Annotated in this window: 12 protein-coding genes; 8 read left to right on the forward strand and 4 right to left on the reverse strand. The window is 54.7% G+C overall.

Annotated elements, in window-relative coordinates; genetic code table 11:
• Window positions 1-37 precede the first annotated feature (37 nt).
• Genes ENN40_05325 through ENN40_05345 form a run of 5 tightly spaced genes read left to right on the forward strand, consistent with a single transcriptional unit; the run spans window position 38 to window position 5,580 of the window.
• On the forward strand, window positions 38-1,219 hold the full coding sequence (locus tag ENN40_05325; GenBank protein HDP94766.1) for a pyridoxal phosphate-dependent aminotransferase family protein: 1,182 nt from the start codon (window positions 38-40) through the stop codon (window positions 1,217-1,219).
• Window positions 1,216-2,166 (forward strand): glycosyltransferase, encoded by a 951-nt coding sequence (locus tag ENN40_05330; GenBank protein ID HDP94767.1) that lies wholly within the window; start codon window positions 1,216-1,218, stop codon window positions 2,164-2,166. The genes ENN40_05325 and ENN40_05330 overlap by 4 nt, the downstream gene beginning before the upstream one ends.
• Window positions 2,163-3,164, forward strand: a complete 1,002-nt coding sequence (locus tag ENN40_05335; GenBank protein HDP94768.1) for an undecaprenyl/decaprenyl-phosphate alpha-N-acetylglucosaminyl 1-phosphate transferase — start codon at window positions 2,163-2,165, stop codon at window positions 3,162-3,164. The genes ENN40_05330 and ENN40_05335 overlap by 4 nt, the downstream gene beginning before the upstream one ends.
• On the forward strand, window positions 3,161-4,402 hold the full coding sequence (locus ENN40_05340; GenBank protein HDP94769.1) for a hypothetical protein: 1,242 nt from the start codon (window positions 3,161-3,163) through the stop codon (window positions 4,400-4,402). Before ENN40_05335 ends, ENN40_05340 begins: the two co-directional genes overlap by 4 nt.
• A 32-nt stretch (window positions 4,403-4,434) precedes the next feature.
• Window positions 4,435-5,580, forward strand: a complete 1,146-nt coding sequence (locus tag ENN40_05345) for a glycosyltransferase family 1 protein (GenBank protein HDP94770.1) — start codon at window positions 4,435-4,437, stop codon at window positions 5,578-5,580.
• Between the two features lie 50 nt (window positions 5,581-5,630).
• Here ENN40_05345 and ENN40_05350 read toward each other — a convergent pair whose 3' ends face one another.
• Both ENN40_05350 and ENN40_05355 read right to left on the reverse strand, forming a co-directional pair.
• On the reverse strand, window positions 5,631-11,183 hold the full coding sequence (locus ENN40_05350; protein ID HDP94771.1) for a hypothetical protein: 5,553 nt from the start codon (window positions 11,181-11,183) through the stop codon (window positions 5,631-5,633).
• 74 nt (window positions 11,184-11,257) lie between these two features.
• A complete protein-coding gene (locus ENN40_05355) occupies window positions 11,258-12,643 on the reverse strand; it encodes a radical SAM protein (GenBank protein ID HDP94772.1) in 1,386 nt (461 codons plus the stop codon).
• An 83-nt stretch (window positions 12,644-12,726) separates the two neighbouring features.
• Between ENN40_05355 and ENN40_05360 the strand changes: the two genes are divergently transcribed.
• From ENN40_05360 to ENN40_05370, 3 genes are read left to right on the forward strand one after another with little or no spacing between them, the layout of a single operon-like run.
• Window positions 12,727-13,278, forward strand: coding sequence for a CDP-alcohol phosphatidyltransferase family protein (locus tag ENN40_05360; GenBank protein HDP94773.1), 552 nt, complete (start codon window positions 12,727-12,729; stop codon window positions 13,276-13,278).
• Complete coding sequence (locus ENN40_05365; GenBank protein HDP94774.1) at window positions 13,271-13,636, forward strand: response regulator; 366 nt, start codon at window positions 13,271-13,273, stop codon at window positions 13,634-13,636. The genes ENN40_05360 and ENN40_05365 overlap by 8 nt, the downstream gene beginning before the upstream one ends.
• Complete coding sequence (locus ENN40_05370) at window positions 13,629-14,558, forward strand: TIGR01212 family radical SAM protein (protein ID HDP94775.1); 930 nt, start codon at window positions 13,629-13,631, stop codon at window positions 14,556-14,558. Before ENN40_05365 ends, ENN40_05370 begins: the two co-directional genes overlap by 8 nt.
• A gap of 2 nt (window positions 14,559-14,560) precedes the next feature.
• Here the strand turns inward: ENN40_05370 and ENN40_05375 are convergent, their stop codons facing one another.
• Both ENN40_05375 and ENN40_05380 read right to left on the reverse strand, forming a co-directional pair.
• Entirely contained in the window at window positions 14,561-16,186 is a 1,626-nt protein-coding gene (locus tag ENN40_05375) for a dipeptidase (protein HDP94776.1), read from the reverse strand.
• A gap of 232 nt (window positions 16,187-16,418) precedes the next feature.
• A complete protein-coding gene (locus tag ENN40_05380) occupies window positions 16,419-16,898 on the reverse strand; it encodes a cyclic nucleotide-binding domain-containing protein (GenBank protein HDP94777.1) in 480 nt (159 codons plus the stop codon).
• Between the last annotated feature and the right edge of the window lie 45 nt (window positions 16,899-16,943).

Raw genomic sequence — 16,943 nt, forward strand, 5'->3', positions numbered from 1 at the left:
GCAACATTTAAGCGCAAGCAACCAGTTGGAGAAAAAAATGGACGTGTTTGATAAGTGCATGACTTATACCCGCGCGGAAGAAGCCCAGAACAGTGGAATGTATCCCTATTTTACTGAGATACAGGACGTGGACGGCAATTACGTCTGGGTGGATGGCAAACGCATTCTTATGGTGGGTTCAAACAACTACCTGGGACTTTTCGACAACGAGCGCATCAAAGCCGCCGTAATCGATGCCGTCCAGAAATACGGGTCATCCACTTGTGGTTCACGTTTCCTCAACGGCACGTATTCTCTCCATGTGGAACTGGAAAAACGCATCGCTGAATTCATGCAAAAAGAGGAAGCCCTCTGCTTCAGTACCGGCATGCAGACCAATCTCGGCGTGATTTCCGCCCTGGCCGGTCGCAGTGATGTGATTCTGATCGACCGCAGGGTCCATGCGTCGATTGTAGACGGAACCCGCCTGTCTTTCGCCAACGTGGTGAAATTCCGCCACAACGACATGCGGGATCTGGAAGAAAAACTGCGGCGCCTGCCGCAAGACAAGGGACGACTGATCATCGTGGACGGCGTATTCAGCATGGAGGGCGACCTTGCCAATATCCCCGAATTGGTGCGCCTGAAAAAGAAATACAATGCCCGGCTAATGGTTGACGACGCCCACAGCGTCGGCATTATGGGCAAGAGGGGGCGCGGTACCGCCGAACATTTCGACCTGCTGGACGAAGCCGACCTGGTCATGACCACCTTTTCAAAGGCCTTTGCATCCCTTGGGGGATTTGTGGTGGGAAGCAGCAAGGTGATTCAATATATCCGCCACCATTCCCGGGCCCTGATTTTTTCCGCTTCCATCACACCCGCTTCGCTGGCTGCAGCCGGCGAGGCGCTTGAAATCATTCAAACCGAGCCCTGGCGCCGGGAACGTTTATGGCAGATCAGCGAAACCATGAACCGTGAACTCAGCGCCATGGGATACCATACGGGCAACACCGAAACCCCGATTATCCCGGTTTTCGTCCATGATGAGGAAAAAACGTTTCAATTGTGGTATTTTTTGCGGAATTTCGGGATTTTCACCAATCCCGTAATCGCGCCGGCTGTTCCGCCTGAGGATGCCTTGATCCGCACATCGTTTACCGCCACCCATACCGATGAAGACCTGAATTTCATTCTGCGCGGCTTCCGCGAGGGCGGCAAGGCCATCGGGATCATCTGAAACCGGTCCCTGCGGTGGACATCTCCGCGGTTGTCGTTAGTTTCAACAGCCGGGATTTTCTTTCAGACAACCTGGACACCCTGCAGGCTCAATCCCCCCCTTTCTCACACATCATTGTGGTGGACAACCATTCCACTGACGGTTCCCGGGAAATAATCCCAAATCGACCCGGAATTGAAGCCTGCCTGCTGGAAGCCAATATCGGTTACGCGGCGGCGGCCAATCTGGGGATCGCGCGCTGTGAATCCCAACTGGTACTGGTGGCCAACGCGGACATTCGCCTGGAGCAGGAATTCACCCGGGCCGTCCTGAACCACATGGAGCGATATCCCGACACCGGGCTCCTCTCTCCACTGATCTTGCGTTTTGACGGAGTCACAGTCGATTCAGCCGGCCAGGATTGCTCATTGGCCTTTTATCCCCGCGAAAGGGGATACGGCAAACCCTTGAGCCGGGTTAATATCGAGGCGGGACAAGTGTTCTCAGTTTGCGGTGCCGCCACGGTGATCAACCGGCGGGCGTTTAAAAAAGTCGTAAAGGATAACCGCTATTACGACGAGGATTTCTTTATGTTCTGGGAAGATTTCGACCTGGGGTGGACCGCCGCGGAAGTCGGGATTCCCGTACGCGTTGAACCGCACGCCCGCGTGTATCATTTTCGCAGTGCCACCCTGGAAACCGGCTTCCGCCGCCGCATCGCCCTGTCACTGGCAAGACCGCCCCGGTTGCGATACCTCCTAGTCAAAAACCGTTACTTGACCTTAATCAAACACTTCCGCTGGCGACGTCATTGGCGCCGACTCCCGGCGATTTTGCTGCGGGATTTTCTCTGGACCGGAATTTTGACAATCACCGACCCGCGAATTATAATCCGGCTTCTAAGATCCGGCCCGCAGTTTCGCCGGGCACGAAAAAAGAGACGCGCGATATCGGACCCTTCAGCATGAACACGGTCATACAAATCCTGGCTTTTTGCCTGGCCCTGCTTCTTTCACTCTACGGAACTCCCATTGCCCGCCGCGTGGCTTACCGTTACGGTATCCTGGATAATCCGGACGGGCGTTTGAAAACCCATCATGCGCCGATCCCCTATCTCGGCGGCATCATAGTTTTTTTCGCCATGATCCTGCCGCTGAGCCTATTATTTGACTTCAGCCGTGAACTCCTCGGCCTGCTGTTTGCGGCAACCATCCTATTGATGGTCGGTTTATTTGATGATTTAAAAGCGCTCACCCCGGGGATCAAATTCTTTTTTCAGATCGTTGCCACCGTTATCCTGCTGAAAAGCGGAATCCGGCTGCAATTGTCTTTCATGCAACCCTGGCTGAACTACCTGCTCTCGTTCCTGTGGATTCTTTCCTTAATCAACGCATACAACATTATCGACATTATGGACGGATTGGCCACTTCCTGCGCGCTTCCCGCCACCCTGATGATCTTTACCCTGGCCGAACTCAACGGCAACCACATGGTTGCCATTATCGCCGTTTCCCTGGCGGGGAGTCTGATCGGCTTCCTGTATTTCAACTGGGCGCCGGCCACCATTTATTTAGGGGATTCGGGCAGCATGGTAATCGGCATGATGATCGGATCCCTGGTGATCATGATCGACCACACAAGGCACAACGACCTCGGTTTCTTGTCCGCGCTGTTCGTGGTCGCCGTTCCCGTGTTTGATCTGGCTTATGTGTTCCTTCAGCGTTTGGCAAAAAAACGCTCCCCTTTTCTCGGCAGCCCGGATCACCTGGCCTTGCGATTGCGCAAAAAACTTTGCCTGAGTTCCTCGCAAACCACTTTTTTTCTGGCCAGCCTGCAGTCTGTTTTGTGGGTTCCGGTGATTCTGAATTACTACGGCGGCATCTGGACCGCAGTGATCACCACGATCACCCTGGTGCTTTTTTTCGCCATGCTGGGACTATGGCTGGCGGATGAACCCATGCCATGACGAAACACACGGAAGTCCTGATTATCGGGGGAGGCATCAGCGGATCCACCGCCGCTCACTTTTTGCGCCGGCCCTGGCAGCTTCTGGAACGGGAACCCGTACTCGGGGGGCTGTCCACCCAATACCGTTCCAACGATTTCTGGTTTGATTACGGCGGGCACTACTTTCATTTCCTGCACGCCTTGCCCATTCAGTCGCACCTGACCACAAGCGCGCCATTCAAGCGCTATGTCCGCCGCTCCAAAGTGCGCATTTTTGACCGCCTGATCCCTTTCCCCCTGCAAAGCCACCTGGAATCACTGCCTGCAACATGGCGGCACCGGATTGTGCGCGAACTGGCAACCCCGGGAGCAGCCCCGGGAAACTCGCTTGGCTCGGGTCTTCGTGCTACTTTCGGATCCACCCTCTATCAAATCTTTTTTTATCCTTTTCTTTCCAAGTATTACGACACGGACCCGGACGCACTCGCTTCCGGAATGGAGAAAGGCTCCATACCCCAGCCCCGGCCCGATACCGCGACCCTGAAGCGAGACAAAAAGCCCCAGGGCTACAATCCCGAGTTTTTCTATCCCGTCGGCGGACTACGCCTTTTCTGGAAAAAGTACGAAGCCCCCCTGATGTCTTCAGTCCGCCTGAGCGAACCCGCAATCTCTGTTGACCTGACGCGCCGGCGCGTGGAAACCCGCAGCAACACCTACACATTCTCCCGCCTGATCAACACCATCCCCCTGCCGCAATTCCTGTCCCTGCTCAACGGTTTCCCGGCAAATCCCAATCCACCCGGGGCCCTCATCCACGCCTCCACCCGCGTAACCAACATGGTGTTGGCCGTACGCCGACGCCGTTTTCACTGGGTTTACCTGCCGGAAACCATCCATCCCTACTACCGCATGGGATACTACCCGGGGGCAGGGGCCTGCAAGATCTACCTGGAACAAAGCGTGCCATTGAACACGCGCATGGGTGAAAAGGAAAGCGACGCGTCGCATCTTCTCCAACAATTGGGCGTCATCCACGACCGGGAAGAGATCCTCTATGTTTCGCAACGCACCATCCCCATATCCTATGTGCTTTTTAACCAATCCTGGTTTCATACGGTCCCGGAAATACTGCAACGCCTGAAAGAGAAAGGGGTGTATTCGATTGGCCGATACGGGAGTTGGAACTACTCTTCCATGGCCGAAGATGCCTTAACCGCCAGGAACACGGCCCTGGCGATCAATCGCGAAATGTCTTGAATTCCCGCCTGTAACCGGGTAGGCTACAGCCAATGGCGAAAGCAACCGTGGTTCACCTCATCACCAAACTTGAGCTCGGCGGGGCACAACGCAACACCCTGTTAACCGTTGAAAGATTGCCCCGATATGGATTTTCCTGCCAGATCTGGTACGGCCCCGGGGGATTGTTGACGCCCCGGGCGCAAAAACTGGCGCGGAACAGGCAGATAAACCAATTGCAACGATCCCTTCGCCCCTGGAAGGACCGGGCCGCGCTACGGCAGCTTGTAGAGCTTTTGCGTCAACTCAATCCCGATATCCTGCACACCCACTCCTCCAAGGCCGGATTTCTCGGGCGCCTGGCCGCATCGCGCTGCAAAGTGCCGGTGGTGATCCATTCCGTGCACGGTTTTCCCTTTTCGCCGTTGCAACCGCTTCCGCAACAGTGGATTCTCATGGGCGCCGAGAAAATGGCTGCCCGCTGGACCCGCCATTACATTTTTGTCTCCAGGGCGGATCAGCAAACAGCCCTGCGTTTGGGGCTGTGCGGGAAAAACCATTCGTTGATCCGCAGCGGTTTTGAATTGGAACCTTTTTATCCCCATCCGCAACGGCGCAAAGAGGTCCGCAGACGATTTCAGCTTGGTGACAAGGCGCTCGCCATTGGTGTTGTGGCCCCTTTCAAACCCCAGAAAAACCTGTTGCAAGTGGTGGAAGTGGCCAAAATGGTCTGCGCCCATGAACCCGGGGCCGTTTTCTTTCTGGCCGGTGATGGCGCTCTTCGTTCCCGCCTGGAGAGCGCTGTCGGGCGTGCGGGTTTGCAATCCAGCTTTCGCATGCCCGGCTTCCTTCACGATTTGTCCACGGTGATGGACGCGTTCGACCTGGGATTGAGTACCGCTCTATGGGAAGGGTTGCCCCAGAGTCTTGTGCAGATGCGCCTGAAACAACTTCCCGTTGTGGCATCGCGCATTCCAGGAAACAGCGAAGTGATCCGACACGGTGAAAACGGCTTTTTGGCGGCACCGAAAGACACGGCCGAGTACGTGCGCCACATTCTTCAACTGAGCGGGAATCCCGGGCTTCGCAAAAGACTCGGCCAAGTCCCGGAAGATTTTTCCGCCTGGGATGCGGAACACATGGTCCAATCCCAGGCCCACTTGTACGATCAATTGCTTAGCAATAACACCCGCTCATAAGCCGACCCAGAAAAATCCGCAAAAAACCTCAGATAACGAACCTGGTTGTCCTAATCCGTTACTGTAACGCTTTTTCCCGGAACTTCCGCGCGGAAGCGATTGTCGTACATGCCTTCCGCAAGAGTCGGCGGCAACACGTATTCACCCGGAACCACCGCGGTTAGTTTCACCACGAAGTCCAGGTGTTCCCGGTCCAGGTCAAAGAACCAGATGACCCGGTCATCACGGATATCAAGGTACTCTTCCCGGTTGACGCGAAAGCCCTCCATCCACGCCGGCAACTCGTCCCCGGACAATCTCAGGTTGTCGATTTCCCACCCGGACGGCATCACCTGAACCAGTGCCAAGTTGCGAATCCGCTGCTTTCTTTCCCAAGTGGACTTGATGCGGAAGTGGCCCCAGAAAGAGGTTCCTTGAGCCAACCGGCCGGGATCCAGGGGAACACCCGTGCTGTCCAGCCAGCGAACCTCTACATCCAGGTTGCTGGCTTCCGCTTGCGCAATCGGTTTCAAAGGTACACCGTTCCACTCGACACTGGCAAAACAACGACTGCTTTCGGTTTTGGGACTGAAGTGCACCGTGGCCTTTCCGCCGAAACCCTTTTCCAGCGAAAAAACGATGCGCTGTTCGCGCGCGGAGAACGCCCGCTCGCCGCCGTCGGGAAACTGCACGCGGCCGTCCAGCAATGGAAGCTCCCCGGTCAGTTTTTCACCCCGCGAACGCACGTACTTTCCCACCCCCAGCAGGGCATAACCCAGTGTCTGGGTGGAATGCCAGGTATCCTCCGACAACTCCTCCACCAGTTCATCGTAAAGCTTGTCCGCTTCGCCCCAGCGTTTCATGTGGGTCGCCTGTTCGAGAATAACCGCTTTATCGCGCAGCCGCGATCCGAATGTTTCCCCGGGATCCGCGTACGGATTTACGCGCGTACCGGCCCGGGACAGGATCTCTTTGGCAATCTTGGGCTTGCCCGCGAGGTCATAACAAGATGCCAGCATCCACTTTTCCACATCCTGCATGTCTTTTTGGCTGTTTTCGTACAGAAAGTTCAGCGCGCTCCAGGGGGTTTTGCCCGCCAGAGACAATACGTATACTCGATACAACCGGGTCATCAGGTCATCCGTCGTGGTTTGGGAACGTTGCGAATCAAAATTCATCCAGGACGACAGCAGGTCCGCGGGAACATGGTATCCCAGTTTCTTGGCCTCAACCAGGAAATGGCCGGCGTAAGTGGTCCCCCAAACAGATAATTGGCGGGAACCCGGCCAGAAAGAGAAACCCCCGGAAGGCAGCAGGAACTTCTTTAGCCGCTGAATGGCGGAGTTGATGTTTTCATCCACCTCACGGCGATCCTTCCCCTCGGCTTGAACAAAATCGAGCAGCATGAGCTGGGGAAACACAGCCGAAATGGTTTGCTCAATGCACCCATACGGATAGTGCATCAGCCATGCCATGCGATGCTGCAGTTGCAGGCGCGGCCGGCTGGACAGGGACAGAACCGCCTGGTTGGTACCGGGGATACCGTCTCCCGGGATCTCCAGGGTCAGGGAGCTTCCCGGCTTGGTTTCCCGCACCATGATCCGGGATATTCGCGGGGAATAGGGGCGCACCTGGATGTCGGCCGCATGTTCGGCCTGGTGTTTTTTTGACCTGGCCGCAATGCGGATTTGCGCTGTACCCGTAGCCGGGCGAACTCGAACGCGGAAATAGGTGTCTTGCTCGCCGGGCGCCTGGAATTGAAGCTTTCTTTCCTGCGGGGGCAGAACGTCCACCGGACCGGAAGCCTCCAGTTTTACAGCTACATTTCGAATGCCTTTTTCCATGGCAAAAACCGTCACCGGCACGGTAAACAGGTCTTCCGGACCCAGCAGTCTCGGCATGGTGGGCATCACCATCAAGGGTGTGCGCACGGGAACGGATCGCTGGGCCGACCCGTACCTGTGACCCGTTGCACAAACCGCCATAATTCGTACGGCCCCGATATAGTCGGGCATTTGCAGTGAAATCCGGGCTTCCCCGGCCTCATTGGTCATTACCGGTCCGTGGAACAGCGCCACCGGGGGGAACCGTTTCTTTTCACCGGGTTGCAACTGGGACTCCCGATAAGCTTCGGCCATGTCGCCGCCGATGGAAAAGAGGCGGAACAAGTCGCCTTTGCGGGTTCCCATGACATGGGAGTACAGATCATAGGTTTTGGTACTCAACCCCTCTTTGGCAAAGAAAAACGCCCATGGGTCCGGTGAAGGAAAGTCGGTCAAACTCAACAATCCTTCGTCGACAACCGCCAATACCACTTGAGTGGCCGTGCGATCTTTGGTTTTGACGACAACGTTGAATTCCTTTCCGGACGGTAATTCGTCCGCCACATCCAGTTCCAATTCCTGGCGCGTGGAAGGATCGTTAACCATCAGGGGAATCACCCCGTACATGCGCAAGGGGCGGTCGTTCTCGCCCTGTTCCAGCGGTTGAACCAGAGCCACGGAAACATAGGCGTTGGGCTGCATATCCGCGCTCACGGGAATGCGAAAACCGGTTTGTCCCTTGGTGTCCGTCGCCATGGAAAAGCGGCGCAATATGCGACCGCCTTTTTCAACCGCCACCAGCAAGCGACCGGAAACAGGGGTTTCCACGGATATCTCCGCGATATCACCCGGAGAAAAGATCTTGTCCGCGCAATGTATTTCCAATACACCGGCGTTTTCCAACTCCGCCGGGGCGTCTCCCCAATGATAAGAACTGAAAAACACGCCGGCGACATGCCCGCCCGGAGCGGCATCGCGTATCTCTAAAAAGTACTCACCACGCGAATCGGGCGTAAAAACCAGGTCGGCCGTTGTCGTCGTACTGCCGAGTTCGCCGTTTTTGATTTCCCGGGTGTGGGAATCTTTTTTAAAACGGGTGCGGAACTCATCGCGGGAATCGTATTCCCACCACCAGTAGCGGGAGTTGCGCAACACCCGGTACGTCAACTTGCGACCGGATACCGACCGCCCCTGGGGGTCTACCAGAGCAACACGGAATCCCAGAGGCGCTCCCACGCGGGCATATGCACCGCTTCCCGGCACTTCGATCCCGACGTAGCGGGAAAAGGGATCCAGGGGAACAGAAACAGTGCGCCGCGAAGCACGTCCGCCCTTTTCCTGCACATTGGCGATCAGGGTTACGGCCAAGCCTCCGGGGGCACCCGAAACATCCGGCAGTTTCCACTCCGCTACGGTTTCCCCCTGGTCGTTCAGCTTTTGTTCAAAAATCGTGGCTTCGTGAGCGCGAAAGCGAATCGCCTGGTTGGAAAACACCATTTTGGAAAAGGCCGGCGGCGACAATGGGCGTTCAGCGATGCGCGCCGTTACTTGCGCCGGCATATTGCGCGCGGGACTGCCGAACAGGTACTTGGCCGAAAGCTTGAAACGCAATGATCCTGATTCAGCATCCAGCCGCTCAGGCAGATTCGTATACTCGACTTTCAGCCGAAACGGAACCACGGTTTCAATGCGCACGGTGTGAAAAACGGTTTGATCGCCCACTTTGATGCCGGCACGCCAGTTTCCCGTCAGGTCTTCCGGCCGGGTCTGAATATCAAAACGGTAGAAACCGTCCTTGCCCGTCTTGTTGGTGATGCGATAAACCGGTTGTTGACGCGGATTTGACAAAGTCAACGTAACCGGATGGTTATCGGGGAAAGTCTGGTCCTCGTTGCGTGCGATAATGGCCAGATGCACCGTGTCCCCCGGCCGGTAAACCCCCCGGTCCGTAAACACGAAGACACGGCCCCCGGCGGCGTCGGGCTGAACGCCGCCAACGTTAAAGCCGGAGAGGTTCCATTGCATCTCTTTCAGGGAAAGCACACTGCGCTGGAGGTCTTTTTCGCCTTCAACATAGAAAGGCTCCCCCGCTACGCCCGACAACAACAACTCACCGTCGCTGTTGGTGAAGCCTTCCGCCAGGGCCTGGTGTTGATACGAACGCAAAGTGACGCGAACGCCTTTCAGGGGGCGGGCTGTGCGCAAATCGAGCGCCCAGACCAGGTGGCCGTGTTTGCCGGCTTTGTAAACCAAGCCGATATCACTCTGGATCAACGCCTTGGACACGCGTCCGTGACGATAGAGATATCCGTGGGAATGGGGATTGGAATAATACTCCGGACCGTAATAGTATTGCTGTTTCGGCTTGGGTCCGTTATACAGCATGTCTTTTTTGTTAAAAGAGAGTTCCACCAGGAAAATTCCCTTTTCGCCATTGGGGATCAATTTGGACAGGTCCAATTCGTGGGTCAGCCAGCGGTTTTTGACATCCCCGATCGCCAGCTCTTTGGATGCCAGGGGCATGCCGACCCGTTCAATCTGGTAACTGTTGAATTCCTCGTTGCGCTCCTTGCGTGAGGTCAGTTCTTCCGTCTGCAAAAACTGTCCCAGGTTCGACTCAAAAACCTTTTTGATTTCCACCTTCACTTGGGACAGATTTATACTACGGAAGTAGAGTTTGCGGTTCAGAATGGACGTCATGAACACACCATCACTTTCAAAGGCGATCCGGGGTTTCTGGTCGGCAAACCACAACTCACGTTGCACCGCCTTGTCCATGCGCGTGCCCCATATGCTGCGGATGCCGCTGACTTCCAGAACATAGCGTTTGCCGTACACGAGGTCCCCGCCGACAAACACCGATTTTCCCGTCACCTGATGGGTCAGGGAAACCGGCGTTTGGGTATCTTCGCCTTTTGCACGCATGCGGATCAGGCCCGCCAATTCCGCGTCGGCATCAACCGGATCAGAAAATTTCAGTTCCAGAGCCAGCCCCTTGCCCTGCTCGATCTCCAGCACGTCTTCCAGACTGAAGCGGCCCACTGGATTCAACGCATAGTCGCGACGGTAATTTCCCGAAAGTTCCAAAGTCTCCCTTTCCACGGTCAACGCGTACACGCGGCGTGAATCAGGGCGTTCCAGATCACGGGAATGGAAACTGAACCGGGTATTTTCTTGCGCGGGGTCCCATTGCAGGGGAATCACATTACCGTCACGATTCAGTTTCACGGCCGTGCGCACGGTTTCTGCTTCAGCGGGTTCGGTCAGCGTGATTTCCCCGCGAAAAACGACGAACCGGGGATCACGGCGTTCGACCGGATAAAAATCAGCCGTGATCTGGCTGATTTCCCGTCCGCCCACCCTGAATTTGAAAATAACAGGTTGGCGTTGCGCCCATTCCGGGTTTACTGCGCCAAGATTCAATTTGCCCGTAAACCCGGTGCGCATCGGTAACGGAGAGTTCGGTTGAAAAATCAGCGTAGCCGCATCTTGCCACCGGGACCCGCCCGAAATGGCCGGCGAAAAATGGAAGGGATCCGGTGTTTGTACGCCGCCGACCTGGTTCTGCTCCACTACGGGAACGGAAAAACGGACCAGGATGGAATCACTGGTAGAGAGGATTCCGCCGCTGATGCGCGTGATCAGATCTGCCGGCGGTTCAGACAGACCCTTTTTCTCTGCTGAATCCGGCTTTCCCGAGCAGGTGCAAAAAGCGGCTACCAACAGGATGGCGAGGCCGCTACGCCAAAATATTTGCCAATCCAAAACCCAACTCCTGGGCGACCGAACCGCTCTATACATGATCCACCTCCATTGGAAAATTAACGTATTCGATTATACGGCAAAAATCAAACCGGAAGCAAAAAAAACAACAGTTAATTCAAAACCCGAAGCCGACGCCAGGCCACTGGTGACGCGGCCGAAGCAAACCAATCCACCCCTTCCAGAACCATATCAAAACGCAACCAGTAATGGCCCGGCTTTTCAATAGCGGGAAGGGTGATGGACAAAACGTCCTTTTCTTTGGCGGACAAGGATTTGCGTAGAAAGGCCCTGGCGTAATTCAATTCCAGCATGCCGCGATGATTGTCGTGAAGCTGGGCCCCCAAGCGAACCAGGCGCCGTCCGGAACGGGAATTGTGCCGCCACAGCGCCCCGCCAATGTTTTTCACCTGCACCGGGATTACGGTTTCCCTTTCGGAAGAGGCAAGGATGGTTTCGCGGGGAGGGCGGATTCGCGCCAAAAAACGCTTGCAGGGGATCGCGTTGCCGATCTGGCTGGAATCCCAGATTTCATGGCGAATGCGCCGCCAGGCCCTGCTTTTAAAGAGAAAACGCCGCGAATAGGCTTCCGGAGGATGGTCGGTGATCTCCCAGGTCAAGCGATCCACCCCGATTTCAGCGGCCATGCGCCGGGCTGCCTGCATTTGCGGTTTTTTATCGTTCCAGCGGAACAGGATGTAGCGCCAGTTGATAAACGGTACTTCGTGTGCGGCCTGATTGCGCAAGACCACAAATTGAGACATGATGCGCATCAGCTTCTCAAAATCCCCACCGCAACGATACTTAACGTACGTTTCCGGGTCTGCTCCGTCCACACTGAAGGTGATCTCATCCATTCCCGCGGCCACCAGGCGCTCAATTTTCTCCCAAGTCAACACCAAACCGTTGGTGCTGGAATAAACATAAATATGGGGATATCGGGCTTTCACGTATTCGATCATATCAACGGCCCGGGGATGCATAAACGGATCACCGTAGTTAAAGAAGTCCAGCCGGATCAATTCGGGTCCGACTTCATCCATCAGGCGCTTGAACGCGTCCAGGGGAAAACGCGAACGCCGGCGGGTGCGGTGGATTCCAGATTCCCGGTTGCAAACGGCTCGAAAACAGGACAGGTTACACTGGATTGTGGGCTCAAAAAAAAGGCGCGGCAATCGTTCGAGCGTTTCCGGCCGCTGCGGAGGTGCCACACCCTCCGGCAGGCGTTGCTTCAGACCGCATTCATCACAGAAACAACAATGGCCTTCATTGAGATCGTGACGAATCTGCCTCACCAAGGGAGAATTCCAGATCTCTTTTATCGATTGATGTTCCAGGTCGCCGACGGGACGGCGCCCGTAGGGATCGGCGCAGCCGCACACCACCTTGCCGTCACATAGCACCACCAACTGATTGAACACCCAGTCACAGGAAAAACGATAGTCACGGCTGCATTCGTGAAAATTCACTTTCTCGTCGCGTGAATCATGCTGGGGCATGAAACACTAATATCAGAAAGCCGGGTTAACGGCAAGCTCACGGGGTTATTGCTTTTTGCGCGCGAATCATATATTTTCTATGCATGAAACGGGTCATGACGCTTCCGAACATCCTTAGTGGAATGCGCCTGCTCCTGATTCCGCTGGTGTTTTTCTGGATTCTGAACTTCACGATCGGGCGCTATTTTTGGCTGCTTTTTGTGTACGCCTTTGCCTTGGGGCTCGATTTTTTGGACGGCTACTTCGCGCGAAAATTTTCCCTGGAATCGGAGTTGGGCAAAATACTGGATCCTCTGGCCGACAAATTGTTGACCTTGTTTTCGATTGTGGCCTTGAGTATCGTGGCGGATTTTCCGCTCTGGCTCACCATTCCAATCATAACGCGCGACACAGTAATACTGCTGGTATCATCGGTAATGTACAAGAAAAAGCATTTGATTAAAGGCTCGATCGCGCTTGGAAAAATCACCTTTTTTCTGGTCAGCCTGTTGATCTTTATTTATATTATTGATCTAAACCCGGCATTTGGTTTAACTGTTTTCAAGCAGTTTTTCGCCGTTACATCCGTGGCGTTTGTACTCTGGTCTTTTGACGAGTACTTTCTAGTATACCAAAGGGTAAAACAAAATGGCTAAACATCACATATTGATTGTCGATGATGATGTGGAAATCCGGGAAATGCTCGTACGTTGTCTTCAAGATAAAGGGTACCGGGTAACCGCCACCAAAAGCGGTTCCGAGGCGCTGGCCCGGTTGGAATCGGAAGTGCCCCGCTTGGTGATTACCGATCTGCTTTTGCCCGGTGAGCACGGACTGGATCTGGTGCGAGCGATTAAAACAAAATGGTTTATCCCCACCATTGTTTTGTCTGGGGTTTATGCCAAAAACCAAATTCAACAAGTGATGGCGGAAGAATCCGTGGACGCGTTTTTTGAAAAGCCCGTGGATTTAAATAAACTGCTGGAAAAAATCACTCAACTCCTGGATGAATGAACGCTATTTTACAGCCAATCGCTTTTTCCGGCAAAAATTTGGTCACAAGACACGAAAAATTCCCCTGAATGCCGGTTTTTCCTGCCCCAATCGCGACGGAACGCTGGACACGCTGGGCTGCATTTACTGCGATCAATTCGGGTCCGGCCCGTTGTTAAAGACCCCGCTGCCGATTGACGTTCAGATCGAATCTCATATCAAAAACCAACCCGACGCTCATTATATCGCCTACTTTCAAGCATTTTCAAACACATACGCGCCCGCGGACACATTGCGCGCACTCTATGCCCCGGCGTTGCGTTTTCCCCAGGTAAAAGGGGTGTTTATCGGCACCCGCCCGGATTGCCTCCACACGGATGTCTTTCAAGTTCTGATAGACCTGTCCAAGCAGAGATACGTATGTGTGGAGTTGGGATTGCAATCCATCCATGAAACCAGCCTGAAATTCCTGAATCGTCACCATGACTTTGAAACATTCCGCTCGGCTTTTCGGGCTTTAAAAGATTGTGGACTGGATGTCCTTGTGCACCTGATCCTGGGCATACCCGGGGAATCAACGGACATGATGCGGTCCACGATTCTGGAGATGAACCGCATAAAACCGCGCGGCATCAAACTCCACATGCTGCATGTTCTCAGGCGGACGCAATTGGAAGCCTTGTATCAGCAGGGAAACATTCCCCTGTTCAATCAGGAGCAATACGTCACACTGGTGGCGGACCTGCTGGAATCCCTGGACCCGGACATCGTGGTTCACCGTTTAACCGGTGAACGGAACCGGGAACTCTTCGTGGCCCCCGTCTGGGCCCTGGACAAAGTCGATACGTTGAACCGTATCCACCAGGAGATGCGCAAACGGGACACCTGGCAGGGCAAAAAGCTGGGCGCCCGCGGTCCGATGCAGCCTGAACAGCGGAACTGAAATTACTCTTTATCGGCTTCCGGAACCGCCAGAGAATCTTTGCTTTCTTCAGCAATCCGCCGGTACCAGCTTTGCTGATAACCCGGGTGGGTTACCTTGCCCTGGGAATCCCTGACATTGCCGTCCAGGTATTTCACCAATAGATGTTCGCCCAGTTTGCGCCAGGTTGAAACCGTTTTTTGTCCCGCTTCCAAACTGAAACGCGTCAGGTATTCCCGCGCACGGCGAGGCGACTCTTTGTAAAGACTTGCGGCCGCCCGATCAATTCCAGGTACTTCAGAGAGGAAGTTCCCTTCAAGGCGCTGCTGTTCCACTTTTACATCCCGGATCATATCGGAATAGCGCAGATAACAGTAATTGGAAACGAAATTAAACACCCAGAAAGCCGAATCCCAGGTAAATGTGTTGAAATCTCCGGTCCCGACCGCATAGGCGTGGGGAACAGCCAAAATTCCGCAGTACATGGGCACGTACACGCAACTGTTGGTGTCATCAACCGCGAACCAGAGGATGCCGCCGATGGGGTCCGGCAGGTCGGCGCGGGCTTGCGAAACAAATGAGAATCCGGTCTGCTGGGTGGCGGTGGACCGTTCGTTGAAATAGGTTTTTTCATCCACTTTCCAGGTTAATGGCCGCCAGCGATACGGGCATGCATACGGACCGGCTCCCACACCCTTGCTGAGGTCCATGGGGGAGTCTTCAAAATGATCCCGCATCAGCTCCATTAAGTCCCGTACGGACACTTTGCGGTCCGGGCGGATCCACAACGGTAGCGGCTCGGCGTCCGCGGTTTTGCCCATTACGTAATCCAGGGAAAAGTCACTGGAGGGGGCCACACGCCGGAACATGCTCCAGACCCGGGCTTCACAAAACCGCAATGCGCCGAAGTCCGCGGGAGCGTACGCATCGGCAAAACTGAAATCCGCGTCCGCACCGGAAAAATACTTCATCTCGCGGGCAAACTCAATCACATCCGGTGCGTAAAGGCAATTTTTGGGATCGTTCAACGGGAAGCGACGGATGCGGGCCTGATTGGCATGCGCGGAAACAAACCCATCCGGAATGCGTCGAGCCACCCATACGGCTCCCTTGCGGCCGGGTCCCTTGCCGATCATCTCAAGGATCCAGGCCTCCCGGGCATCGGCCACGGAAAAGGACTCGCCCGAGCTGTAGTAGCCATGTTCCGCCACCAGGCCGGTCATCACCTGAATGGCCTCCCGGGCGGTGCGGGCGCGTTGCAGGGCAATGTACATCAGGCTGCCGTAATCCATGATGCCTTCGGGATTGCGCAACTCTTTGCGCCCGCCGTACGTGGTTTCTCCAATCACCACCTGGTGCTCATTCATGTTTCCCACTACGGAAAAGGTGCGTTCAGCCTGGGGAATGCGACCCAGGAATTTGCCCGTATCCCATTCTACGATGTCCATCATGGTGTCCGGCGCATAAACCGCGGCCGGACGGTAATAGAGTTCGCCGTACAGCACATGAGAATCCGCCGCATAGGTCACGATCACCGACGCGTCCACGGATGCTCCACGCGTGATGATAAAGTTGGTACAACCGGGTAATCCGCTTGACGATATAACTATCCCCAACATGACTGTGATAAAAACCAATTTGGTTCGCATGATTTTTTGCCTCCTGGTGGTATCGGGTCAAACCCGATATTTCTCAACCAATTGTAGCCAAAGTGGAGGGGATAGTAAACCCTTTTTCCTTTCCCAGTGAAAAGAGAAAAGTTGAAAGTCTAAAGTCGAAAGCAAAAGCAAACCAGAAAAACCATTTCACCTGGCGAGCACTTCTTTTCCTCTATCAACTTCCTCAACTCTCTTAACTTGTTTTTTCTTTCCAACTCTCCTTCTATATCCACCGTGCCAGATTGATAAAGGTTTTCAACTTCAGGTCGGTTTCCCGGAGACGAGCGGACAGGATACGCGCCAGTTGCAACAGGATTCGGACCCCGCAAAGTGGATGTTCCGCAATCTCGCGCATAAATTCCTCTCGGGAGATTTCAAAAAGCATCACCGGCGTGTGCGCAATGGCCGTGGCGCTGCGGGGAAGTTCTTCCAACAGCGCCATCTCGCCAAAGACCATTCCAGCCTTGAGCAGAATCAGGGCTTCCTCGGAGTCGGCATCCGGTTTCTGAGAAATCCGAACCGTACCGGAGGCCACCACCATCATGGACGTGCCGGCGTCTCCTTCCGCGAAAATCTCTTCGTCCGCATCAAACACTTTTTCTTTAAACAAATTACCCAAACGGGAAATGTCCGATGCATCCAGATCGGCGAAAATCTCTAGTTGCCGCAGCAACTGAATGCGGGTGGAATCGTTGACGGCCATAATCGATATTATAGCACGGTTCCAACTGCTGTACGGAAAAAGGCT

The organism is Candidatus Aminicenantes bacterium (assembly GCA_011049425.1).
Classification (GTDB): Bacteria; Acidobacteriota; Aminicenantia; order UBA2199; family UBA2199; genus UBA876.